At 56.6% G+C, this 23,410-nt stretch carries 21 protein-coding genes; 11 read left to right on the plus strand and 10 right to left on the minus strand.

Going from position 1 to position 23,410, the window contains the following annotated elements; translation table 11 throughout:
* Positions 1-96 precede the first annotated feature (96 nt).
* Together QZ534_RS04895 and QZ534_RS04900 are read left to right on the plus strand one after the other, a co-directional pair.
* Complete coding sequence (locus QZ534_RS04895; RefSeq protein WP_296932010.1) at positions 97-3,852, plus strand: DUF1631 family protein; 3,756 nt, start codon at positions 97-99, stop codon at positions 3,850-3,852.
* A gap of 202 nt (positions 3,853-4,054) precedes the next feature.
* Positions 4,055-4,261 (plus strand): cold-shock protein, encoded by a 207-nt coding sequence (locus QZ534_RS04900; protein WP_230707693.1) that lies wholly within the window; start codon positions 4,055-4,057, stop codon positions 4,259-4,261.
* 99 nt (positions 4,262-4,360) lie between these two features.
* Here QZ534_RS04900 and QZ534_RS04905 read toward each other — a convergent pair whose 3' ends face one another.
* Positions 4,361-4,837: an Lrp/AsnC family transcriptional regulator gene (locus QZ534_RS04905; protein ID WP_296932016.1), complete on the minus strand. Its 477-nt coding sequence runs from the start codon at positions 4,835-4,837 to the stop codon at positions 4,361-4,363.
* A gap of 156 nt (positions 4,838-4,993) precedes the next feature.
* Here QZ534_RS04905 and QZ534_RS04910 point away from each other — a divergent pair, with 156 nt between their 5' ends.
* The 4 genes from QZ534_RS04910 to QZ534_RS04925 all read left to right on the plus strand — a co-directional run bounded on the left by QZ534_RS04910 (position 4,994) and on the right by QZ534_RS04925 (position 11,690).
* Positions 4,994-8,512: an indolepyruvate ferredoxin oxidoreductase family protein gene (locus QZ534_RS04910; RefSeq protein WP_296932019.1), complete on the plus strand. Its 3,519-nt coding sequence runs from the start codon at positions 4,994-4,996 to the stop codon at positions 8,510-8,512.
* Positions 8,505-9,692: an amino acid aminotransferase gene (locus QZ534_RS04915; protein WP_296932022.1), complete on the plus strand. Its 1,188-nt coding sequence runs from the start codon at positions 8,505-8,507 to the stop codon at positions 9,690-9,692. Before QZ534_RS04910 ends, QZ534_RS04915 begins: the two co-directional genes overlap by 8 nt.
* Before the next feature lie 56 nt (positions 9,693-9,748).
* Positions 9,749-11,131, plus strand: coding sequence for a sodium-dependent transporter (locus tag QZ534_RS04920; protein ID WP_296932023.1), 1,383 nt, complete (start codon positions 9,749-9,751; stop codon positions 11,129-11,131).
* Positions 11,132-11,270: 139 nt separating this feature from the next.
* Positions 11,271-11,690 carry a universal stress protein gene (locus tag QZ534_RS04925; RefSeq protein ID WP_296932025.1) on the plus strand — a complete coding sequence of 140 codons (420 nt, stop codon included), beginning with the start codon at positions 11,271-11,273 and terminating at the stop codon, positions 11,688-11,690.
* Between the two features lie 22 nt (positions 11,691-11,712).
* Here the strand turns inward: QZ534_RS04925 and QZ534_RS04930 are convergent, their stop codons facing one another.
* From QZ534_RS04930 to QZ534_RS04950, 5 genes are all read right to left on the minus strand, one after another.
* Complete coding sequence (locus tag QZ534_RS04930; protein ID WP_296932028.1) at positions 11,713-12,573, minus strand: DUF6544 family protein; 861 nt, start codon at positions 12,571-12,573, stop codon at positions 11,713-11,715.
* Between the two features lie 67 nt (positions 12,574-12,640).
* Positions 12,641-13,087 (minus strand): MaoC family dehydratase, encoded by a 447-nt coding sequence (locus QZ534_RS04935; protein WP_296932030.1) that lies wholly within the window; start codon positions 13,085-13,087, stop codon positions 12,641-12,643.
* A gap of 26 nt (positions 13,088-13,113) precedes the next feature.
* On the minus strand, positions 13,114-13,569 hold the full coding sequence (locus QZ534_RS04940) for a CopD family protein (RefSeq protein WP_296932032.1): 456 nt from the start codon (positions 13,567-13,569) through the stop codon (positions 13,114-13,116).
* A 23-nt stretch (positions 13,570-13,592) separates the two neighbouring features.
* Positions 13,593-14,654, minus strand: a complete 1,062-nt coding sequence (locus QZ534_RS04945; RefSeq protein ID WP_296932035.1) for a diguanylate cyclase — start codon at positions 14,652-14,654, stop codon at positions 13,593-13,595.
* Positions 14,655-14,747: 93 nt separating this feature from the next.
* Positions 14,748-15,419, minus strand: a complete 672-nt coding sequence (locus QZ534_RS04950; protein ID WP_296932038.1) for an SDR family oxidoreductase — start codon at positions 15,417-15,419, stop codon at positions 14,748-14,750.
* A 146-nt stretch (positions 15,420-15,565) separates the two neighbouring features.
* On the opposite strand from QZ534_RS04950, the gene QZ534_RS04955 reads away from it, so the two are divergent.
* Positions 15,566-16,396 carry a M90 family metallopeptidase gene (locus QZ534_RS04955; protein WP_296932039.1) on the plus strand — a complete coding sequence of 277 codons (831 nt, stop codon included), beginning with the start codon at positions 15,566-15,568 and terminating at the stop codon, positions 16,394-16,396.
* Positions 16,397-16,460: 64 nt separating this feature from the next.
* The gene (locus QZ534_RS04960) at positions 16,461-16,637 is read left to right on the plus strand and encodes a DUF2897 family protein (RefSeq protein ID WP_296932041.1); all 177 of its coding nucleotides are present in this window, start codon (positions 16,461-16,463) and stop codon (positions 16,635-16,637) included.
* A gap of 42 nt (positions 16,638-16,679) precedes the next feature.
* On the opposite strand, the gene QZ534_RS04965 is transcribed toward QZ534_RS04960, so the two are convergent.
* Together QZ534_RS04965 and QZ534_RS04970 are read right to left on the minus strand one after the other, a co-directional pair.
* Entirely contained in the window at positions 16,680-17,189 is a 510-nt protein-coding gene (locus tag QZ534_RS04965; protein ID WP_296932044.1) for a copper chaperone PCu(A)C, read from the minus strand.
* 95 nt (positions 17,190-17,284) lie between these two features.
* Complete coding sequence (locus tag QZ534_RS04970; protein WP_296932047.1) at positions 17,285-19,561, minus strand: EAL domain-containing protein; 2,277 nt, start codon at positions 19,559-19,561, stop codon at positions 17,285-17,287.
* A gap of 226 nt (positions 19,562-19,787) precedes the next feature.
* Here QZ534_RS04970 and QZ534_RS04975 point away from each other — a divergent pair, with 226 nt between their 5' ends.
* Complete coding sequence (locus QZ534_RS04975) at positions 19,788-20,507, plus strand: tellurite resistance TerB family protein (protein ID WP_296932050.1); 720 nt, start codon at positions 19,788-19,790, stop codon at positions 20,505-20,507.
* 3 nt (positions 20,508-20,510) lie between these two features.
* Here QZ534_RS04975 and QZ534_RS04980 read toward each other — a convergent pair whose 3' ends face one another.
* Together QZ534_RS04980 and QZ534_RS04985 are read right to left on the minus strand one after the other, a co-directional pair.
* On the minus strand, positions 20,511-20,849 hold the full coding sequence (locus tag QZ534_RS04980; RefSeq protein ID WP_296932053.1) for a zinc ribbon domain-containing protein YjdM: 339 nt from the start codon (positions 20,847-20,849) through the stop codon (positions 20,511-20,513).
* 40 nt (positions 20,850-20,889) lie between these two features.
* Complete coding sequence (locus QZ534_RS04985; RefSeq protein ID WP_296932056.1) at positions 20,890-21,462, minus strand: histidine phosphatase family protein; 573 nt, start codon at positions 21,460-21,462, stop codon at positions 20,890-20,892.
* 283 nt (positions 21,463-21,745) lie between these two features.
* Here QZ534_RS04985 and QZ534_RS04990 point away from each other — a divergent pair, with 283 nt between their 5' ends.
* Together QZ534_RS04990 and QZ534_RS04995 are read left to right on the plus strand one after the other, a co-directional pair.
* Positions 21,746-22,198, plus strand: coding sequence for a YaiI/YqxD family protein (locus QZ534_RS04990; RefSeq protein WP_296932059.1), 453 nt, complete (start codon positions 21,746-21,748; stop codon positions 22,196-22,198).
* 76 nt (positions 22,199-22,274) lie between these two features.
* Positions 22,275-23,237, plus strand: a complete 963-nt coding sequence (locus tag QZ534_RS04995) for a hypothetical protein (protein WP_296932062.1) — start codon at positions 22,275-22,277, stop codon at positions 23,235-23,237.
* The last annotated feature ends 173 nt before the right edge of the window (positions 23,238-23,410 follow it).

The following is a 23,410-nucleotide window of genomic DNA, read 5'->3' on the forward strand; positions in this document are numbered from 1 at the left end:
GTAGATTCACTTTGCGTTTGGTGGCGTTCAAATTACACTGCATTGAAGGATAAGCTGAACAAAGATTCATTTTTCACTGCTACGGGAAGGCGGTCGATGACCCGGCTCAACGCAAAACATTCCAGACTCAGCAAGGATGCGATTGTCGTCGCTCCGGGCTTGGTTCCTTGCGGCTGCGTCATCGACAGCATGGTTCTGGACAGCAAAGTGCTTCGTCTCAGCCTGCATCTTTTTACTTCACCCGCCGTACTGGACCAGCTGGCTTCCTCCGCCGCTTCTCAAGCGGACCTGCATGTGTTCCTCGATAATGACCATGACAAGCAGCATATTCATTTCCGGGGAGCGGTCCGCACCACCCAGGGCAGCAGCATTTCGCTTGAAATCAGGGACATCACCCCCGACCTGAAACGCGAAGTTGAGGTTCTCGCGCAGCACACGGGCAAAAGCAAGCTCACGGAAGGCGCGCCAGTCCCCGCACTGAAAAAACTGTACCACCAGCATTGCCGGCGACTTCTGGAACAATTACTCCCGGAGTTTATGGAGGGCACTTTCGAGGGCATTGAAGCTGACCTGGAACAGGCAGCCGAGCTGCGCGAGATCACCAGGCTCAAGGATATGCGCTTCATCTTCCAGAGCCGCCAGCAGCGCATGCTTCAGGATTTCCAGGCCCAGTTCCAGGCCAATCAGGCGATCCTTGAGCCCGCTACCGAGTCCCGGGCCGGCACCAGGGAATTGCACCTGCTGCAACAGCACGAGTTTGAAGACTGGCTGGATTTACAGGCCATTGCCACGGGAATAAGCAAAGCGAATACCGGTGCAACTTTCCTGCTGAACCAGTTCCTCAACCAGATTTTCCATCTGGACGTCAATGACGACAACAACCCGCTAACGCCCCGGGCGCTGTGTGTTTGCCTGCAGTACATGGTCGACCATCTGGGCATTGCGCGGGAGCACCGCCTGACTATTTACCGGGCCTGGGAATACGCTCTGGGCCGGGTCTGGCCCGCAGCAGTCCGCTCCCTGATCAATGACTGCCGGCGCGCCGGACTTGAAGCCCTGGATATCACCGAGTTGCCGGCAAACTGGTCACTCAGGGAACACGCTTCAGAAGAAGCTGACTCGAAAAATGAAACAGGTGAGAGCCCATCGGACGAGACCCCGGAAACGGAAGACATCGGGCATGGGGCATCAGAGCAGCCATCGGCCGGTCGCTCCCTGTTCCAATTGATGGCACTGGAAGCAAGCCCTTCTTCGGAACTCATAGATTGGGAGGAGCCCAATCCGAGGCTGTCGGAAAACCTGCGTTCCCGGCGCCGGGAGCTTCTGGAACGGTTGCACGATGACGAGCCGGATATGGCCGGATTACTCAGGGAACTGGCCGGGGCGGACTCTGCCCTGGCGAGCTCGCTGGATCGCACTGCCGTGGAAAAGGCCAATCTCGTGGACCGGTTGTTCGCGCCGCTGAAAACTCACGAGGAGCTCTCGGGTTCACTTCGCCACCAACTGCAAAAACTTCGGCTACCGGTATTTGAAACGCTGGTTGAAACACCGGACTTTCTGAATGCCGGCAGTCACCCTGCCAGGGACATTATCAATAACTTGATGCACATCTGTCTTGCGGAAAGGGCGTCGAGCAAGAAACTAGAAGCGACGGTTGCTGATATCGTCCAGGAGCTGACAGAGACCGAGGTATCGGACCCGGAGCTACTGGAAAGTCTGGGCCAACGCCTGCATCAGCTTGTCGAGCGTCAGGATCAATCGTTTATCCGTAATTCGGAACGGCTGGCGAAAACCCTGGAGGGCAAAGAACGCCTTCGGAAAACTCGCAAAGAGGCCCGGCAACGGCTGAATGCACTCCTGGGCGGCAGGCAAGTTCCTAAGATTCTTATCCGTCTTCTTCAGTCGGGCTGGGAGCAGCTGATTGTTCTGACAATATTGCGGGAAGGGCCGGAAAGCCGACACTGCGAGGAGCTTCTTGACGTAGTGGCACAGCTTCAGGCCTGGCTGTCCCCCGCTGGAACCTCCGGTGACCTGGCATTTGAACGAGAGCTGGAAAGCGGTGTCATGCTGCAGTTTATCGAGCGGGAGCTGAAAACCACCGGTGATATCTCCCGAACCAGACCGGTCATAGAGGAGCTATCCGGAATGCTTCAGGGCCATCTGGATTCAGAGACCACCTGGGTTGAAGAGTATGGCGACGCCGAAGACGCGCCACCGCCGATGCCTCCGGAGCTTGAAGACAGCCGTTGGGTCTCCAGGGCACAGAGCATTGCTGTCGGTGACTGGGTTGAAGTCTGGCTCGACAGCGGCGAGACCCGCCGAATGCGCCTCGTGTGGGGTGGCGAGGATTCACTCCGATTCGTTTTCCTGTCACCCAAGGGTATGAGCGAAGTCAGTTACGGGTTCCCGGAATTCGTCCAGAAACTCGCCGAGGGCGAAGCCTGGCTGGTTGAAGATGGCGACATCCCGTTTCTTGATCAAAGCCTCTTCAGCATTGTTGAGGACGTGTACCGGAAGCTGAATTTCCAGGCCACCCACGACGCCCTGACCGGCTGCATGCATCGCCATGACTTCGAGAAACAGGTATCCGGGCTGATCAGCACGGCCCCGCCATCCCCGGAAGACAGTGCCTCCGCCCTCATGGTTCTGGATATAGATGAGTTCAGTGTTATTAACGCCTCCTACGGTGCAGAAGCCGGCGATGCCCTGTTGAGAGATGTCGCCGAAACACTTCGGCAAGCCTGTGGAGCCAGTTTCCCGGAATCGTATGTTGGTCGGATAAGTGGCAACGAATTCGCGGTGCTCATCAATAACATCAGCACCGAGGACTGCCTGGATTTTGCGGAATCCCTGCGGCGAAACTTCGAACAACGGGTTTTCCGGCACGGACAGGCAGAATACAAGGCAACGGTCAGCATCAGTATCCGACCGGTTACCGGTTCTGCTCACTCCCCCGGAGACCTTCTCAATCAGGCGAGCCTCTCTCTCAAGGCGGCCAAGAAGCTGGGTGGAAACCGGATTGAACTGGCGCGGGAAAGCAGGGACCAGTCTCAGATTGGCACACCTCAGTGGGTAACGGAGATCGACCGCACGATCCGGGATGGTAGCCTCTACCTCAGGGCACAGCCTATTGTTGCCCTCGCCCCTGAAACCGGTGAAGGCCAGATGTATGAACTCTTACTCGGCCTGAAAGACAGCTCTGGCAAAGAAATCTCGCCCCAGGGCTATATTGAGGCGGCCGAACAATTCAAACGCAGTACCCGGGTCGATTTGTGGGTTCTTTCCGAAGTCATGGCCTGGATGCGCGACAATCCGGAGGCGCTCGACAAGATTGCCACCCTGAACGTCAACCTCTCGGGATCTTCGTTAAGCGATGACAGTTTCATGCTTGGGCTGGAATCAAACCTCCGGGCAAACCCGGAACTCGCGCACAAGCTGTGCTTCGAGGTGACCGAGACCTCTGCCGTCGCCAACCTTCATTTTGCGTCCGATTTCATGCGTGAGATGAAACGGCTGAACTGCCGGTTTGCCCTGGATGACTTCGGGACCGGCCTTTCCTCGTATGCCTATCTGCAGAAACTGCCGGTGGACTTTGTGAAGATCGACGGTGTTTTCGTGCGGGACATGGCCACCAACCTGACAAACTATGCCATGGTGCGCTCAATCAACGAACTGTGCCATTTCCTGGACCTGCAGACCATTGCCGAGTACGTCGAGGACATGGAAATCATGGACACCCTCAAGGAAATTCAGGTGGACTACGCCCAGGGCTTCGCCATTGCCAAACCGCGCAGGATGGACAGCCTTGGAACCGGGAATTCCACTACCCCGGTTTATGCCTATAAGAAATAGCTTTGCTTTTCATGGCGGCAGGCGTACAGTGGGCTCCGTTGGAAAGATTTAGCAGCATTTCATCAATAAGACGAATCTGTGCCGTAACGTAGTACGTCCTGTTTTTGATCACGCCAGTTTTTTGTTTCCCGCATACCGCTGTACAGGCATCACAACGATGATCTGGCAGCTTCTTAAAAGATTGAATTCAGGAATTTTTATTATGTCTACAGTTACCGGCAGCGTTAAGTTTTTCAACGAAGCAAAAGGTTTTGGCTTTATTACTCGCGAAAGCGGCCCGGACGTTTTCGTTCACTACAGCGCCATTCAGGGCGGCGGTTTCAAGACTCTGGCTGAAGGCCAGCAGGTCGAGTTCACCGTTACCCAGGGCCAGAAAGGTCCCCAGGCGGAAAACGTAGTCGCTCTTTAATCTATAAAGAGATGCTCTGCAAATAGCAGACGACACGTTCAGAAAAAGGCAGCTTCGGCTGCCTTTTTTCGTTCAGGGATCCCTTCCCGGACCTACCCATTAAATGCCTTCCACCGGGATCGTCTCGGTATTCTTTATCTCCCGCAACGCAAAGTTTGAATTCACCTGGGCAATCCCCTGCAGGGTGAAGATCTTTTCGTTCAGGAACCGATCGTAACTGGCCATGTCCGGGACGATCACCCTGAGTACGAAATCGGCATTACCGGTCACCGCAAAGCACTGGAGCACCTCCGGATAACTGCTCACCTGTTGCTCGATCTCGGCGGTGCTATCAATGTTGTGCCGTTGCAGTGACAGATTGACCAGTACGCACAGGCCCTGCCCGATGCGCTCGGGATCCACTCTTGCGCTGTATCCCTGAATCACGCCGCTTTCCTCAAGTGTCCGCACCCGGCGCCAGCAGGCTGCCGGTGACAAACCCACCTGTTCGGCCAGTAACTGGTTACTGATGCGCCCATCCTGCTGCAGTGCCGACAGGATTTTCCGATCCAGCTTGTCCAGCTCTACCTGTTTCATTTGGTAACACCTGACTTTTATCAAAGGTTCTTTCTCGTCATTGTCATTTATCAAACAATCTTTCGCAAACGCTCGAAACCGCTGCCCAATAAGCAAGCACCTTTTGCGGACTTCCCTCTAGAATTTTGGTCATAAAATCGACAAAAGGAGGGCGCAATGTCCGCCGATACCCCGCAACTCGACGACTACAAACTCGAAGACCGTTACCTGAGGGAGTCCGGCAGGGTTTTCCTGACCGGTACACAGGCCCTGGTCCGGATTCCCCTGATGCAGGCCGCCCTGGATCGCAAGCAGGGCCTGAATACCGCCGGCCTCGTCAGTGGCTACCGGGGCTCCCCCCTCGGCGCGGTCGACCAGGCACTCTGGCAGGCAAAGGATCTACTGGACGAGAACCGGATCGATTTTGTCCCGGCCATCAACGAGGATCTCGCCGCCACTATCATGCTGGGCACCCAGCAGGTGGAGACTGATGAAGACCGCCAGGTAGAGGGTGTTTTCGGCCTCTGGTATGGCAAGGGCCCGGGTGTGGATCGCGCCGGCGACGCCCTGAAACACGGCACCACTTATGGATCTTCGCCCCATGGTGGCGTTCTGGTGGTTGCCGGTGATGACCACGGCTGTGTGTCATCGTCCATGCCCCATCAGTCCGATGTGGCATTCATGAGTTTCTTCATGCCTACCATCAATCCGGCCAACATTGCCGAGTACCTGGAGTTCGGCCTCTGGGGCTATGCCCTGTCCCGTTACAGCGGCTGCTGGGTTGGCTTCAAGGCGATCTCGGAAACCGTGGAAAGCGCGGCCTCCGTGGAAATTCCGCCAGCACCGGATTTCGTAACCCCGGATGATTTCACCGCGCCGGAAAGCGGCCTTCATTACCGCTGGCCGGATCTGCCGGGTCCGCAGCTGGAAACCCGCATCGAACACAAGCTCGCGGCCGTTCAGGCCTTTGCCCGGGCCAATCGCATCGACCGCTGCCTGTACGAGAACAAGCAAGCCCGCTTCGGTATTGTTACTACCGGCAAGAGCCATCTGGACCTGCTTGAAGCCCTTGATCTGCTGGGCATTGATGAAGACAAAGCCCGGGACATGGGGCTGGATATCTATAAAGTGGGCATGGTCTGGCCCCTGGAGCGCCGCGGCATCCTGGACTTCGTTCACGGCAAGGAAGAAGTCCTGGTGATAGAAGAGAAGCGCGGCATCATCGAGAGCCAGATCAAGGAATACATGTCCGAGCCGGACCGTCCCGGCGAGGTTCTGATCACCGGTAAACAGGATGAGCTGGGCCGTCCGCTGATCCCCTACGTTGGCGAATTGAGCCCGAAGCTGGTTGCCGGCTTCCTGGCAGCCCGCCTCGGTCGCTTCTTCTCGGTGGACTTCAGCGAGCGCCTGGCCGAAATCAGTGCCATGAGCACGGCTCAGGATCCGGGTGGCGTCAAGCGTATGCCCTATTTCTGCTCGGGCTGCCCCCACAACACCTCCACCAAAGTCCCTGAGGGAAGCAAGGCCCTGGCCGGCATCGGCTGCCATTTCATGGCATCCTGGATGGGCCGGAACACCGAATCCCTCATCCAGATGGGTGGCGAGGGCGTCAACTGGATTGGCAAGAGCCGCTATACCGGCAACCCCCACGTATTCCAGAACCTGGGTGAAGGCACCTACTTCCACTCCGGTTCCATGGCCATCCGTCAGGCAGTGGCTGCGGGTATCAACATCACCTACAAGATCCTGTTCAACGACGCCGTAGCCATGACCGGCGGTCAGCCCGTGGACGGGCAGATCACCGTCGACAGAATTGCCCAGCAAATGGCCGCGGAGGGGGTGAAGCGGGTTGTTGTGCTCAGCGATGAGCCCGAGAAATACGATGGCCATCATGATCTGTTCCCCAAGGATGTCACCTTCCACGATCGATCCGAGCTCGACCAGGTGCAGCGCGAATTGCGTGACATCCCTGGCTGTACCGTTCTGATTTATGACCAGACCTGTGCTGCCGAGAAGCGCCGCCGGCGCAAGCGCAAGCAGTTCCCGGATCCGGCGAAGCGGGCCTTTATCAACCATCACGTGTGTGAAGGCTGTGGCGACTGTTCGGTACAGTCCAACTGTCTCTCTGTGGTGCCGCGCAAGACAGATCTGGGCCGCAAGCGCAAGATCGACCAGTCCTCCTGTAACAAGGACTTCTCCTGCGTAAACGGCTTCTGCCCCAGCTTCGTCACCATTGAAGGCGGGCAACTACGCAAATCCCGGGGCGTGGACACCGGTTCGGTGCTGACCAGAAAGCTGACCGAGATACCTGCTCCCGAATTGCCGGAAATGGCCGGCTCCTACGACCTCCTCGTGGGCGGTGTTGGCGGCACAGGCGTGGTGACTGTGGGACAGCTGATCACCATGGCGGCCCATCTGGAATCACGCGGCGCCTCGGTACTGGATTTCATGGGCTTCGCCCAGAAAGGCGGCACGGTGCTGAGCTATGTTCGTATGGCACCGTCCCCGGACAAGCTCCACCAGGTGCGGATCAGCAATGGCCAGGCCGATGCGGTCATCGCCTGCGACCTGGTGGTAGCGTCTTCCCAGAAGGCCCTGAACGTGCTCCGGCCCAACCACACCCGGATTGTCGCCAATGAGGCGGAACTGCCTACCGCAGACTACGTGCTCTACCGCGACGCCGACATGAAGGCCGACAAGCGTCTTGACCTGCTGAAGAACGCGGTTGGTGAGGATCACTTCGACCAGTTGGACGCCAACGGCATCGCTGAAAAGCTGATGGGCGACACCGTCTTCTCCAACGTGATGATGCTCGGTTTTGCCTGGCAGAAAGGCCTGCTGCCCCTGTCAGAAGCGGCTCTGATGAAAGCCATCGAACTCAATGGCGTGGCAATCGAGCGCAACAAGGAAGCCTTCGGCTGGGGCCGTCTGGCAGCCGTTGATCCAGGTGCGGTTACGGACCTGCTGGACGACAACAAGGCTCAGGTTGTTGAGGTCAAGCCCGAACCAACCCTGGACGAGCTGATCACCACCCGTCACAAGCATCTGGTCAACTACCAGAACCAGCGCTGGGCCGACCAGTACCGGGACAGTGTTGCCGGAGTCCGCAAAGCCGAGGAAGCCCTGGGTGAAACCAATCTTCTGCTGACCCGGGCCGTGGCCCTGCAGTTGTATCGCTTTATGGCCTACAAGGATGAATACGAAGTGGCGCGCCTGTTTGCCGAAACCGACTTCATGAAAGAGGTTAAGGAAACTTTCGAGGGCGATTACAAGGTTCATTTCCACCTGGCCCCGCCCCTGCTCAGCGGTGAAACCGATGCCCAGGGTCGCCCGAAAAAGCGCCGGTTCGGCCCCTGGATGTTCCGGGCCTTCAGGCTGCTGGCCAAGCTCCGCCGCCTGCGCGGAACCACAGTGGACCCCTTCAGCTACTCCGCAGACCGCAAGCTGGACCGCGCTTTGCTGAAGGACTACCAGAACCTGGTTGCGCGAATTGGCCGTGAACTCAACGCCAGCAACTACGAGACCTTCCTGCAACTGGCAGAATTGCCCGCAGATGTCCGTGGCTACGGCCCGGTCAGGGAACAGGCAGCAGAGAGCATTCGTGAAAAGCGGACTCAGCTGATCAAGGCGCTGGACACCGGTCGCCCGACCCTGATCCGCACCCAACAGGCCGATGAGGAGGCAAGCCATGTTTGAAGCACTCCAGCCCCTGCCCCAGGATCCGATCCTGCAGCTGATGCAGACCTTCCGTGAGGACACCCGGCCGCACAAGGTGGATCTGGGCATCGGCGTCTACAAGGATGATGCCGGTAATACGCCCATCATGGCCGCCGTGCACGAAGCAGAGCGTCGCCTGCTTGAGGGAGAAACCACCAAGAGCTACGTGGGACCGGCCGGTTCTGCCGGCTTCAACAGCGCCATGGCCGAACTGATCCTGGGCAGCAACAGCCCGCTGCTCCGGGACGGCCGTGTATCGGTGATCCAGACACCGGGCGGCTGTGGCGCCCTGCGAATGGCCGCCGAATTTCTGCGCCTGTGCAAGGCGGACACAAAAGTCTGGGTCAGCACACCCACCTGGGCCAACCATTTGCCGCTTCTCGGTGGCGCCGGCCTGACCATTCGCGAATATCCGTACCTCAATCCAGAGACGCTGCAGGTAGACTTCGGCGCCATGCTGGAAACCCTGGAGCAGGCCGACGCGGGCGACGTGGTGTTGCTGCACGGCTGCTGCCACAACCCGTCGGGCGCGGACCTGAGCCTCGCCCAGTGGCGTGAAGTGACCAGCCTGATCCAGCGAAAAGGTCTGTTGCCCTTTGTAGACATGGCCTATCAGGGCCTTGGTGAAGGCCTGGACGCGGATGCGGCCGGCCTCAGGCATCTGGCCGGCGCGGTACCGGAAATGTTGATCGCAGCCTCCTGCTCCAAGAACTTCGGGCTTTACCGTGAACGTACCGGTGCCCTCGCCCTGATTTCCGGAACAGCAACTGTGAACGCAGCCGCCACCAGCCAGCTGCTGAGCGTTATCCGGTCCCACTACTCAATGCCGCCAGCCCATGGCGCCGCGATTGTTGAGACCATCCTGGGCGATGACGACCTGCGAGGCCAGTGGCAACAGGAGCTGAATGGAATGTGCGAGCGCATCCTGCATCTGCGTCACGCTTTTGCCGGCGCACTTTCACCGGTGGGCGACTTCGACTTCATCGCCCGTCAGCGAGGCATGTTCTCCTTCCTGGGGATCAGCCCCGAGCAGGTTGGCGAGTTGCGTAAGGAACATGGCATCTACATGCTCGACAGCAGCCGCGTAAACGTCGCCGGCCTGAATGACCGCGTTCTGCCACAAGTCGCTTCCGCCCTGCGCGAGGTTCTGGGCAAGTAAGCCTTTTTTCGAAAACAACCAATCAATCCGACAAAAATAACTAGCCGGAGAGAAAAATGAGTGAGAGTACCCAACCACACCAGCAGGCCAACAACCTGTGGTCCTCACGGATGGCCTTTATCCTGGCTGCTGCCGGCTCGGCGGTGGGCCTCGGAAACATCTGGAAGTTTCCGTATATAACCGGCGAGAACGGCGGCGGCGCCTTCGTTCTTATCTACCTGGCCTGTATCTTCCTGATCGGCGTGCCAGTACTGATTGCCGAGACCATGATTGGACGCCGCGGCGGTCAGAGTCCGGTGGCCACCATGCGCACCCTGACCAAAAGTGAAGGCACCGCGAGGGGCTGGAGGGCCATCGGCTGGAATGGCGTTATCGCCTCGTTCCTGGTGCTGTCGTTCTACGCCGTGATTGGCGGCTGGGCCCTGGTTTATATCGGCAAGGCCGCAACCGGTCTGTTCACCGGAGCGGATGCCGAAGCCATCGGCGGCCAGTTCGGCGGGCTCCTTGCCAACCCCTGGGAACTGCTGATGTGGCACTCTGTGTTCATGGTGATCGTGGTGTTCATCGTCGGCAGGGGCATTCGCTCGGGGCTTGAGAAAGCCGTGAATATGCTGATGCCACTGTTGTTCGTGTTGCTGGTTGCAATGGTGATCTACGCCATGAACAGCGGCAGCTTTGGCCGGGCCGTGAGCTTCATGTTCTCGCCAGACTTCAGCAAACTGACAACGGCGGGGGTTCTGACTGCCCTGGGGCACGCCGCCTTTACACTGAGTATCGGTATTGGTGTTCTGATGGCTTATGGCTCTTACCTGCCAAAAACCGTAAACATTGCGCGGACCGCCATGACTATTGCCGTCGTGGACACCAGCGTTGCCCTTCTCGCGGGGCTGGCCATCTTTCCCCTGGTATTTGCCAATGGTCTTGAGCCAGGGGCAGGCCCCGGCCTGATCTTCGTGACCCTGCCACTGGCGTTTGGCCAGATGAGTGGCGGTGCACTGTTCGGCACCATTTTCTTTGGGCTGCTATTGGTAGCAGCCATCACCTCCGCCATTTCCATGCTGGAACCGGTGGTAGAGTGGCTGGAAGAACATAAGGGTGTCAGCCGGGCGAAAAGCGCGCTTGGTGGTGGCCTTGCAATCTGGTTTATCGGTATAGGTACCGTGCTGTCCTTCAACGTCTGGGACAGCGTGCACCCGCTTGGTTTTATTCCGTTCTTCGAGGGCAAGACGGTCTTCGATCTACTCGACTTCCTTGTATCCAACCTGATGATGCCTCTCGGCGGGCTGGCCATTGCCCTGTTTGCCGGCTGGGCGATGAAACGTGAGGGCCTGGCGGCCGATATTGGTCTGCAAGGAGGCAGCTACAAGGCGTTTATGTTTGTACTACGGTACCTGACGCCAGCGGGTATCGCCGTGGTTTTCCTTTACAATCTGTTGTAAAGCGAATCCGGCCTTTCCAACCGCAAAAGCCCGGTGAACTTCACCGGGCTTTTTTTGACATACCCGACAGGGCACTGCCAATCTGAATTCAGGACATCCGACCAATGTTCTGCATTTCAAGCGGAAAAGGAGAACTCTTATGTACAGCAGGATCCTCGTTCCGGTAGACCTCGCCCATACCGATAAAATGGTTAAGGCGCTCAATACCTCCATTGATATTGCCAAACACTACAACGCCACCCTGTGCTACGTAAGCGTGACCAACAGCACCCCGGGAGCGGCCGCGCACAACCCTGAAGAGCTTGCCGAGAAGCTGAGGGTTTTCGCGGAAGAGCAGGGAAAATCCCATGGGATCGACACCGACAGCATAGTGATTGAATCGGCTGATACCGCCGTGGAGCTTGAAGACAAGTTGCTTGAGGCGATCAAAACAACCGGGACTGATCTGGTGGTGATGGCCTCACATCCACCGGGAATCGGCGACCGACTACACATTCTCCACTCGAACGGCGCCAATATCGTCAAACATAGTGACGTTTCGGTATTCGTTGTCCGCTAAAGATAACTGGGCATCCGGGACGTTATTCCGGGTGCCCGATTGCGCCATGCTTCGGAAATTCAATGTCCGTTACGCGTGCAATGAAGAAAGGAAAGTAATCCTCCGTGGCAAAGAAGTTCCCGGCTTCCACGTGGGTCGGCAATACAAAGCCTTCGAACTCCCGAAACTCTGACAGGTAGCCGCCAAAGGGCTGCAAGCGATGGACTTTTTCCGCATTCGCATTGGTCCACCGGTCAAAACTTACCTGTAGCGGCCGGCCGTCGTCGGCAACGACAACATCCACCGCCTGTTCCATGCCCTCATGACGAACAATCACCCTGGCCGTGTTTATATCGACCAGCTTCCAGGAAACGCCGGGCCCCGGCAGCAGGGCGGCTGGCGTCCAGAAAACCGCCTCTGCCACATAACGGCCGAATGCCGAACGGGCATGATCCGCATCGCCACCCGCCCGGGCAACCGGGAACAAACCCATCAGCCAGAACCGCGTCCACTGATCAGTGTCTGAGCCGGAAATCCCCAGCAGGCCCCGGTGGGCGCTCATTTTCCAGATAAATCCTTCCGGCATGGCCAGCAACTGGGTGGCTTGCATATTCATGTAGTCGGGCGCATCCCGATTGCCCATGCCGAATTTTCCGGTCATGGCTATTCGGGCAACCGTATGAAGCGGAGTACCGGGCTGAATGGTGTACCGGAAATAGCGCTGGGCAGGCTCCGGCAAACCCTCAAGAAGGGAAAGTTCAAAACGCTCCGGTGCAGCCGGCTGCAGAGCCGCCAACCGCGCCATGGCCGCCTCGTCGGCAGCGTGGTCAGCCCGGCGCCAGGCCCACAGGGCTGCCGTGGCCACAACCACCAGAATGAACAAGCTCAGGAAAAAGGTTTCCATTACGCCTTTACCCCGCGAATCCGGCATCCCTCACCGACACTGGTTGACCATGCTATGCAGACCTCTGTCAGTTAATCAAAGCTGACATAATTTCCTGTTCCCGAGGCCCTGGCAGCACGCCCGTCAACCAGGCCTCGATGACCGGCTCCCCGTGCTGGTTCGAGAGTACCGCCTCGGCACGGGCCCGATTCCTTTCATCCACCTCGGTTATAGTGAACACGCAGGTGATGGTGTCACCAAAATACACCGGCCGGCGGAAGCGGAAATTCATCCCCGAGGCCAGCCAGCCAATCTGTCCGCCCACTTCCGTGATCATTCCACCTACCAGCAGCCCGTGGCAGATCTTGCCCTGCAGGTTCTTGGCCTGCGCGAATTCGTCGCTGTAGTGGACCGGATTCTGATCGCGGCTGATTTCACCGAAGGACAGGGTCTCTTCTTCAGTGAACGTTCGTGCCAGGGTAAACGAGTCTCCGGCTTTCAGGCCGACAATGGCTCTTTTTCGAATATCAGACATGTATCGGGCCCCTATTGCTCAGCAGTTCACAGGTAGCGACCGCCAGACCCCACGGCAACCACGATCAGACCAAGGATCAGATTGATACCAACCAGCCGGCGAATCTTGCCCACCTGAACACCGCCAGCCTGCGGATCCCTGTCTGCAACCGCCTGCTTGAGTCGCCGGAAAGGGGCAAAGTAAACGTGAAAGTAGAGCAGCATCATCACCAGGCCAAGTGTCTGCATGGCGTGGATATGCCAGCCAGCTCCCGCCATGCCGCCGAAGACACTGAAAACCATCCAGTAGCCGGTGACCAGGAGCAACACAACGGAGAGCCAGACCCAGCGAAAGAACCGTTCAAGTGTCCTCGACCATAAAACACCACGTTGGGAGGCCTCCACTACCTCAACCACGGCGGGGCGCATCGCCATGTAGGCGAAAAACATACCGCCAACCCAGACGACCGCCGAGAGAACGTGCAATGCAATTGCCAGACTCATAAACCTCCCCCTTGCCAGAGCCCTCAGATAGTTTCCAGCTCGACCCGGTTCCGACCTGCGGTCTTACCACGGTAAAGCGCTTCATCAGCCCGGCTGACTGCCGCACTCAGGTCTTCGCCAGATCGCAATTCGCTCACGCCGACACTGATCGTAACATCGGCATCACCGCCAGTAATTGCACTCCAGTCCCTGGCCAAAAACGCATTTCGTATCCGCTCCGCACTTGCGCGCGCTTTGACGGAATCCGTATCAGGGAGTATCACCAGGAACTCCTCACCACCCCATCTGCCGATGAGATCCTGGGCCCGCAACTCCTCTCGAATCACATCGGCAACAAAGCCCAATACCCTGTCGCCGGCTTCGTGGCCATAGGCATCGTTGATTGACTTGAAATGATCGACATCCAGCAGTAGAAACCCAACCGGGTGACCACTGCGCCGGAACCGGGCAACTTCCTTCTCAGCCAGATAAGTCATATGCCGCCGGTTGAAAAGCCCGGTCAGGGAATCTGTTGTCGCCATTTCCCGGAGTTTGCGCTGGGCTGTCACTACCATCCTGAGGTAGTAGGAAGCCAGGTAACTGAACATGGCAAAGACCACACTCAGGTTAAACAAATGAACAATGTGCAGAGCCGTTTGCGGAATCGGCTGCAATGGCTCCATGTACCACATCAGGACATCCAGGGCGATGTAATACCCCCACAGGGCCAGCAGTGCATAGACCGCCCATCTTCGGGAAGCGGACACACAAATCGCAGGTATGAACATCAGAAGGTAGTAGTGGAATCCGCTCTCCCAACCGATCAGGACAATACCGAGCCCAGCATGGCCCAGCACTTCTGCCCAGATGAGTACGACCGCAATCTTGTTCCTGTGGTATTTGAGCGCGTAATAAGCCCCGGCGTACATGGCCACGCTGACCACATTCACCCACGCCAGAATCGGCGACCCCAATGCATGGAAAAGAAAGAAAAAGATAACATCCACAGTTCCGGCAATCTGCGCACACCGCATGGCCAGACGCCAGAACTGGGGCCTGCGTTCCCGCGCAGGTTCATAATTCGCCGAGGGATTCATCCGTTCCATATACTGCAGAATTCCTTTGTTTTGACACAAGACTACTCTTAAACCCGAAACTCTGCTTGATGGAACTGTAAACAATTGGAAATTGTTCCAATCTCACCAGGGCAGCTCTTCACCATTGCTGTGCCAGAACGACCCCGTGTTCTCGAGGTTCAGTCCATCGATGCGTTCAGCTAACCCTTTCGCGGATTCTTCCGGCGTGATCAACCCGCCAAAATTCACCATGCGGGTTTGCACATAACCGGGATGCAGCTGTGCCACAGCGATACCCCGGGGCTTCAGATCCATCGCCAGGGACTTGCCAAAGGCATTGAGCGCGGCTTTGGAGGCGCGGTACCCATACCTGCCTCCGGAATCATTGTCTGCAATAGAGCCCATCCGGCTGGTGATGTTGGCAATTTTGCCTCCTGAAGGGATCTGGTCGACCAGCGCTTCAGCCACCCTCAGCGGCGCATAAGCGTTGATTTCCATCTGGGTGCGGATGGAATCAAAGTCGATACTGCCCAGCTTCTCGTCCTGCAGCAAGCCGGCATTGTTGATCAACAATTCGATATCTTTGCCTTTCAGGTCGGCCACGAGCTTACCCACGCCTTCATCGGTCGTCAGGTCGACGCCGTCGATAACCTGCATGGCAATCTCTTCCAGCTCCGGTGAGGTTTCCCGACAGACGCCGATCACGGACCAGCCGCGACCCGCATAAAGCCGGGCAAGCTCCAGACCTATGCCCCGGTTTGCCCCGGTAATGACTACAACGGAATTCTGTGACATATCAGCCTCCTCGACAATCAATACGGTTCATGCAGCTTCACATCCCCTGCATTCGAGAACAACCAGCAATACGCAAACTGCCCCTTTGCAGATGGGATTTTTCTGTAAGATAAGAGGGCATTCAATCAACGGTCGCCGGGATCGCCATGTCAGCAGCACTTGTTTTCGCAGTCTTTGCAGTGGCCCTGATCACCGCCACCACTTTCTACCTCTTCTTCTACCGCACCTGGCGGAGAGAGCGGGAACTGAGAACCCCCTTTCCAGAGCCCTGGCGCCGTCAGCTTGATGCGAATGTGCCGCTTTACCGCCAGCTTCCGGAAGCCCTGAAACAGACATTGGAGCAGCGGGTCCAGCTTTTTCTCTCCGAGAAAGAGTTCTATGGCTGTGACGGCTTTGAAGTGGATGACATGGTGAGAGTAACCATTGCCGGCCACGCCTGCTTGCTGATTCTAGCCCGCCCCTATTCGGATTTTGATGAGGTTAGCAGCATTCTGGTCTATCCCGACGCCTATCATGTCAGAGACATTGAAAGCGACGGTCTGGTTGTCAGCGAGAGCAGCGAAATACGTGCAGGCGAAGCCTCAAGCCGGGGCCAGGTGGTGCTGGCATGGAAGGAGTGTGAAGAGGCGGCCAGTAACCCGCACAGCGGCCACAACGTGATACTCCATGAATTTGCACACCAGCTGGACTATCTTGACGGCACCGCAGACGGCGCCCCACCCCTGAGCGGAGAACAGGCCAGGCACTGGCAGACGTCGATGACCCACGCCTACGAACATCTCAGGCATTCCCTGCATCACCACCAGAAGCCATGGCTTGACCCCTACGGCGCCACTGAACCGGCCGAATTCTTCGCGGTGCTGACAGAAGCGTTCTTCCAGCAACCAAACCATCTCAAGCACGAGCAGCCCGAGGTTTACAAAGCTCTGCAAGGGTATTACCGACTCGATCCGACAACCTTCTGGCGGGATGCGTGACAGTTGTGACAGAGGGATGCGTGGTCCACTATGTAGGAAAGTGGATCAATTGAGGGAGGTGAACATGCCAGCGATAGGATGGATCTTCATAATTGTCGCCCTGGCCTTGATCGTGGGCAGCCTTGTGATCCTGCGTGACAGTGCACACAGCATGAAAATCTCCGATGAGAAGATGAAGAAGATTCAGGCTCGCAAGGCGGAGATCGAAGCCGAAGAAAGCGCTGAGGACAAGGAATGGTAACCCGGGCAGTGCAAGCGTAGAACACCGACCCGGGCAGATGCGTCAATGCCCGCTATGGTCCATTTTCTCGCCGGAGTGGTCCATGCTCTGTGTGTTCATCATCTTGCCATCAAGCGGCTCAATACTGAGTTCAACCTGCATAGCTTCTGCACCCTCGAAGCTGAGGGTCAGCGGAATACTCTCACCCTCGCGCAACGGGCTTTTCAGTTTTTCCAGCATCAGGTGATAGCTGTGAGGTTTCAACTCCACGGTGGTACCCGCAGGGATTGGAAGCCCGCCTTTGACCGGCGCCATCCGCATCACACCGTCGTGCATGCTGGTCTCGTGGATCGACACCCTGCCTGCCCTGGGGGTTTCGACCCCAACCAGCGTTATATCGCTGCTGCCGGTGTTGGAGATACTCATGTAGCCCACCCCCATCGGCGTGCCAGGAGGTGTCGGCCGGCTCCAGGGATGATCGACCTTGACCTGGCCATGGCTGTAATCATGGGCAAGGGCCATGGGAGCAACCAGAGCCAGTGCCAGCACGAATGCACTCAGGCAGTACCTCATGTCCAGTATTCCTTGTTGATGAGTGAGAGAGACAGGATAAAAAGAAGGCCCCACGTAGCCAAGTTTTCCAGTGCGACGAATGGTCGCAGACCAACTCAGCCGCTGTTAGCCAGAGCCAGATCGGCTTTAAGGCTGTCCACGGCTTGCGGTCGACTGAAATAGTAACCCTGAAAACGTCGACAACCCATTTCAGTCAGGGCCCTTACCTGAGCTTCTTGTTCCACACCCTCTGCTACCAGTTCCATGCTATGGCTCTGCGCGATAGCGATGATACTGCGAATCATGTTCGCAGCTTTCTCGTCTTCCAGAATGGTGTCAACAAAGCTCTTGTCGATTTTCAGTTCATCAAGGGGCAGCTTGCGTAAAAGACTTAACGATGAGTAGCCGGTCCCGAAATCATCCATGGAGATCCGGATACCGTAGTCCCGCAACCGCTCGATCGTTTTCAACACCTTATCGAAGTCACTCATGAACAAGCTCTCGGTTATTTCGAGGACCAGCTCACCGGGTGACACATCATGAACCTCCAAAGCCTTAAGCACTGTGTCGACAAAATCCGGTTGGCGAAACTGGATAACGGAGATATTAATCGCCAGGTCTATAGACCGACCGATGACGTCGCGAAGCAGACTGTATTCCCGAATGCTGGTTTCGACAACGAACCGCCCTAGCGGAACCATCAGACCACTTTTCTCGGCAACCTCAACAAACTCCGCCGGCGAAACAAATCCGAGTTCTTCATCCTGCCAGCGAACAAGTGCTTCCAGACCAACTGTTTTTTGGGCCTCATTTACCTGGGGCTGATACACCATGTAAAGAGAGCCGGAGGCAAGGCCGTACCTGAGGCGCTGTTCAACCGACAGTCTTCGAAGGTAGGCCATTTCCATCTCGGTCCGGTACGTGCAGACGTCGTTACGGCTTTGTTTTGCCTCATAAAGCGCAAGGTGAGCACTCCGTATGACTTTGCTGAGGGAGTCTCCATGGTCCGGGAAGCATGCAACGCCAATGCTCGCCGTTACATGTAACTTCAGTCGGCCTACCTCAAAAGTCCGGGACAGCTCGCTCGCCAAAGATACGCAGGCTTCTTCCACGGCTTCAAGGTCGATGTTGGGCGTCACAATGGCAAATTCATCGCCACTAAGCCTGGCAAGATCATCCCGGCTTTCCACAAGTTCGCCCAGTCGCCGACTGAACGCCAGAAGAGTTTCATCACCAGTTTCCAGCCCGAATCGATCATTGATGCCTTTGAAATTGTCGATATTCACGACAACCAGACAAAATGGCTTTTTCTCTGGTAAAAGGTCCGCCAGACGATCGAGCAATCCAGTGCGATTCAACAACCCTGTAAGATCATCGTGCCTGGACAGATAGGAAAGCTCCTGACGGCGCTTTTTCTCTGCACTATCAATGATCCTGAATCCTTTGTAGAAAGCTGCCCCGACCACCAGGAACGCAAGGACATACTGCAGGAGTGATTCAAAAAATTCCCGATACAACGGTGCAAACCGGGTCTCCGAAATCGTCCACAGCTCGTAACGCTTGTTGTAAATAGCAGCAGTTAGATAGTCGTCACCTCGCTGCCTGGTTCGAACAACCACAGACTCGCCAGCGCGCATAACCTCTTCGACGCTAATCCCCAGCTCCTGCTCGAACCCAGCCCGGTTTTTCTCTCTTTCATCACGGGGCACACGAATCTGCGAGTATTGTTGCGGAGCAACCCCCTCAGCAGACATGAACTGAACGTAGCCGTCTGTCTCGCGCAACAACATTACGTTGTCAGATGCACCATCATGCAGAGTCTTGCTAAAAACAGAGTTAGCGCCATCAAGCCGCATGCCCGCTGTCATGACGGCAATCACTTCCCCCGCCTCAGACCTTATAGCCTTGCGGATTGGTATAACCCAGGCACCCATGGCATCAACGAAATAGGTTCGCCCCAGCACCATCGACTCTGACGACAGAGCCTGCATAAAACTCTCACGGGTTGCGGGATCGCTTCTGAGATTGGGAAGGCTCACGAGATCAAGGTTGGTACTGACGCGTACCAGCGTGCCATCGGGTCTCGCCAGCCCGAAACCCACAAGCACCGGGTTAACGGCGAGAATACTGTCCAGAAACGGAATCTGGCGAGTGCCGGACAACATGTCGTTCTGATTCAGCAATTCGCGACCGATTACATCAAGAACAAGCTCCTGGGTCCGCAGGATACTACCAACGGATTGTGCAACGAGCTCAACACGGGCGGTTTGGTATTGTTCTTCGTCCGAGACAATCCCCTGCCACCGGAAAAAGAGAACGGTACCGAGAAGCACCAGACCAAAGAGGAGAATTACACCGAACAGAGTCCACAGGTTGCGCTTGAGAATCGCCAAAAACAGTTCCGCAAATACAGGGGTTGAAACGTTAGATCCTACAAGTATACGAAAGAACACCGAAACCGCATTACTATTTTACCCTCAAATTGCGCGTCGTCAGTTTCCATGGAACTTAATGCCGGAATTTATGACAACAGAGTAATTCCGGGCCCATGAATACGGGAAACAACCGGTGAGATACTTGGGGTAAATATCCGGTAATTCGAATGGCAGGAGTTGCTCTATGAACGTGATGTCTGTACTGAACCAGGTAATGAAACAGGCCCAGGGTACTCAGTCTCAGGGCGGTGGCATGGACGTCAACAAAATGATGAACAGCCTTGGCAGCCAGTTCAAAGGCGGCCAGGGATCCGGTTCAGGCATCGACGTAAAAAGCCTGCTGGGAGGCGGAGCCCTGGGTATGATGCTGGGATCGAAACGGGGCCGGAAGATGGGCGGCAAAGCCCTGAAATACGGCGCCCTTGCCGGGGTTGGCGTGTTGGCGTGGAAGGCCTATCAGAACTACCAGACCAGCAGTCAGAGCGCCTCACAACCTGCACTGGCACAACAGGGCCAACCACTGGAGCAGCTGCAAGGCCAGGCGCAGGAACAACGGGGCCTGGAAATACTCCAGGCCATGATCATGGCCGCCCGTGCCGATGGCCACATTGACGCCAACGAACGCGCCCTTCTCACCCAGGAAATCGAGAAACTGGGCCCGGACGACGAGCTCCACGCCTGGATCCAACAGCAGTTTGACGCCCCGCTGGATGCCACCGCCCTGGCCAGGAACGCGGATTCTCCCCAAGCCAGCCGGGAAATCTACATCGTCAGCGCCGTGATGATTGACGAGCAGAACCCCATGGAACGCGCCTGGCTGGACCAACTGGCCAGCGCCCTGCAGCTCGACCCGGGTCTTGCCAGGGAGCTCGAGCAACAGATCCAGAGCGCAACAAGGGGGTAAAAGTCAGGCCTTCTTGACGAACTCGGACTTCAGTTTCATGGCACCAATACCGTCGATCTTGCAGTCGATGTCGTGATCACCGTCCACCAGGCGGATATTTTTAACCTTGGTGCCAACTTTAACCACGGAACTGGAGCCCTTGACCTTCAGATCCTTGATAACCGTAACCGTATCACCATCCTGAAGTTCATTGCCGTTGGCGTCGCGAACCATCTTCGCGGCGTCAGCCGCAGCAGCCTCCGCCTCAGACCACTCATGCCCGCACTCGGGACAAACCAGTTGAACGCCGTCCTCATAGGTATACTCGGAACTGCACTGCGGGCATGGCGGAAGCTGCGACATTATCATTTCCTGTTAATTACATGGGCGCGGGATTATAACATCAACGCCCGGGCGAGACTCGTGCCAGAACCGTGGGATCTTCCGACAGCGGCAAGGCGATAATGGCCCCCTCGTTCGACGACGGGAAAATGCCGGTCAAACCCGTGATGTTCACCTGATGCGACACCAGAATAACTGGCGCCCCATCCTCCAACTGATTCACCAGAGTAATCGTCTGCCGCGTCTGAGTCGGCCCGTCACCACGATTCCGGAAAAACGAATTCAGCGACGGCCACTCGGTCACCTCGCCCATGTTCATTCCGGTAGCGGTATCCATACAGCGACACCACTGACTGCTGAACACCCGAGCCTCCGTAATACCATGGTCCGCCAGAAACGGCTTCCAAGCCCGGGCCTGCTCCCGACCGACGTCGTTCAGATTCCGCTGGGTGCTGCAGTCGTTAATATCAAAGTTGCCCGGGTCGCCTGTACCCGGCGCCAATGCATGGCGGAGCATAAGAACAGCCCGCCCGTCTCGCAAGGCGTCCCAGGCTTCTTCATTGTTATCGGCAGCAAAGGCCGGTAACGAAAACAGGAGCGCTAACAAACCTGAAAATAGAATTCGGTTAATCATCTCCGATACCTCTCTCAGAAATGTGGTCGCATGTCTTTGCTTTCGCGGATCGACCTCTGGAGACCGACAGAGGCATTGGGGGTGCCCTTCCAAAAATGTTGAAGGCCAGGGATGGCCTGAAACAAGCGCACATGGACGTGCTCGTAGCGGTTTTTGGAAGGGCGCCCCCAATGCCTCAGCCACCATAGCCGAGAACCACGAAAAGATACGCGGATCCAGCCTACCAAGCTCACAACAACAAAAGGTAAACTTGCAGCATAGCCAAGCAAAAAAAGGAACCACCATGCCAATCTGGGTCGACGCCGACGCCTGCCCCGTCCCAATCCGGGAAATCCTCTGCCGCGCCGCCACCCGCTGGCAAATCAACACCACCTTCATTGCCAACCACGCCATCAACCTGCCCCCGAGCCCATACATCAAACGCCGCCAGGTCCCCCATGGCTTTGATGTCGCCGACAACGAAATCATGGACCAGATGCACGAGGGCGATCTCGTGATCACGCAGGACATTCCCCTGGCCGCCGAAGCCATAGAAAAAGGCGCCGACGTATTCAATCCTCGCGGCCAGGCCTTCACCAAAGAAAATATTCGCCAGCGCCTTGCCATGCGCAACTTTATGGAAGAAATGCGGAGTGCCGGACAGGTGACCGGAGGGCCAGCCCCCTTCAGCCAGACCGACCGAAAGGAATTTGCCGACAAGCTCGACCGCTGGCTGCAAAGGAACCAGAAACGCTAACCGCTAAGGCTGGCAATACCCTGCATAGTTGTCCAAGGTAGAGGAGTACCACGCAACGCCAAACGGGAGTATAGCCATGAGCCAGAAACCCGCAGATATTGCGCGCCTCGAACGTTACGGGCCGGAGACCAGCGAATACACTTTGGCAATCATCACGGATGAAGACCATGCCTCCCAGGTCGAACTCGAGGATGGGCAGATCGCATGGAAGTCCACCCTCCGTTACGACAAACTCTACCGCGAACATAACCCTTCCACCGGCAAGGTTCGTTACCGTATGGAAGAAATCCCCGAACAGGACGGCGGCGAACACCAGCTGATAAGTCTTATCGCGGAAGGCGGTCGCGGCGCCGAATTCTCGGAACTGGTCATGTTTGGTGAACGGCTGCTCACTTTTGATGATCGCACCGGCCTGGTCTGCGAAATCCGCAATGAAAACCAGCTGGTTCCTCGACATATTCTCATGACCGGCAGTGGGGATGAGAAATTCAAAGGTTTCAAAAGCGAGTGGGCAACCCTGAAGGGCGAACACATGATTGTCGGCAGCCACGGCAAGAACAGTCAGGAAGAGTGGATCAAGGTCCTGGACCGGAATTACGGCCTGACAAGCATCGACTGGCATCAATACTACCATTCCATGCGCCAAGCCCTGGGCATAGGCCATCAGGGCTACGTGACTCACGAAGCGGCGGAATGGCACCCCTACCGGAATCAATGGCTTTTCTTTCCCCGTAAGATTTCCGCCACTCCCTTTGATGAAACCGTGGACGAGCGGGAGCGCGGCGGCAATACACTGATTATCGCCAACACCGACTTCTCCGATATCAGAACACTGGATATCGGTCCGCGCACTCCGGAAAGGGGCGTGTCCTCATTCAAGCTTATCCCCGGCCGGCCTGATGAATGCATAGGTTTGAAGAGTGTCGAAATCGGCGAGCGTACGGAAACCTATCTGTTCTGCTTTGATCTGGAAGGTAACCTGTTGCAGGAGGATACATTAATTGGGCGTTACAAATGTGAGGGTATCGAAATACTCTGAAGCGCTGCATCAAGCATCCCGGCGGAGGATTTCGGCCTTATCGTGCAGGTTTCCAGCGAATTAAGAGTCATTTAAAAACTTTATTTTGCGAAACTTTTTATTAGCTTGATGGACAGAGGCGTCGGGTGTGGTGATTAGAGCAATACACCACATTCGATCATTCGCAGATCAAG

Origin of the sequence: uncultured Marinobacter sp., from assembly GCF_913055835.1 — a bacterium.
Lineage (GTDB): Bacteria > Pseudomonadota > Gammaproteobacteria > Pseudomonadales > Oleiphilaceae > Marinobacter.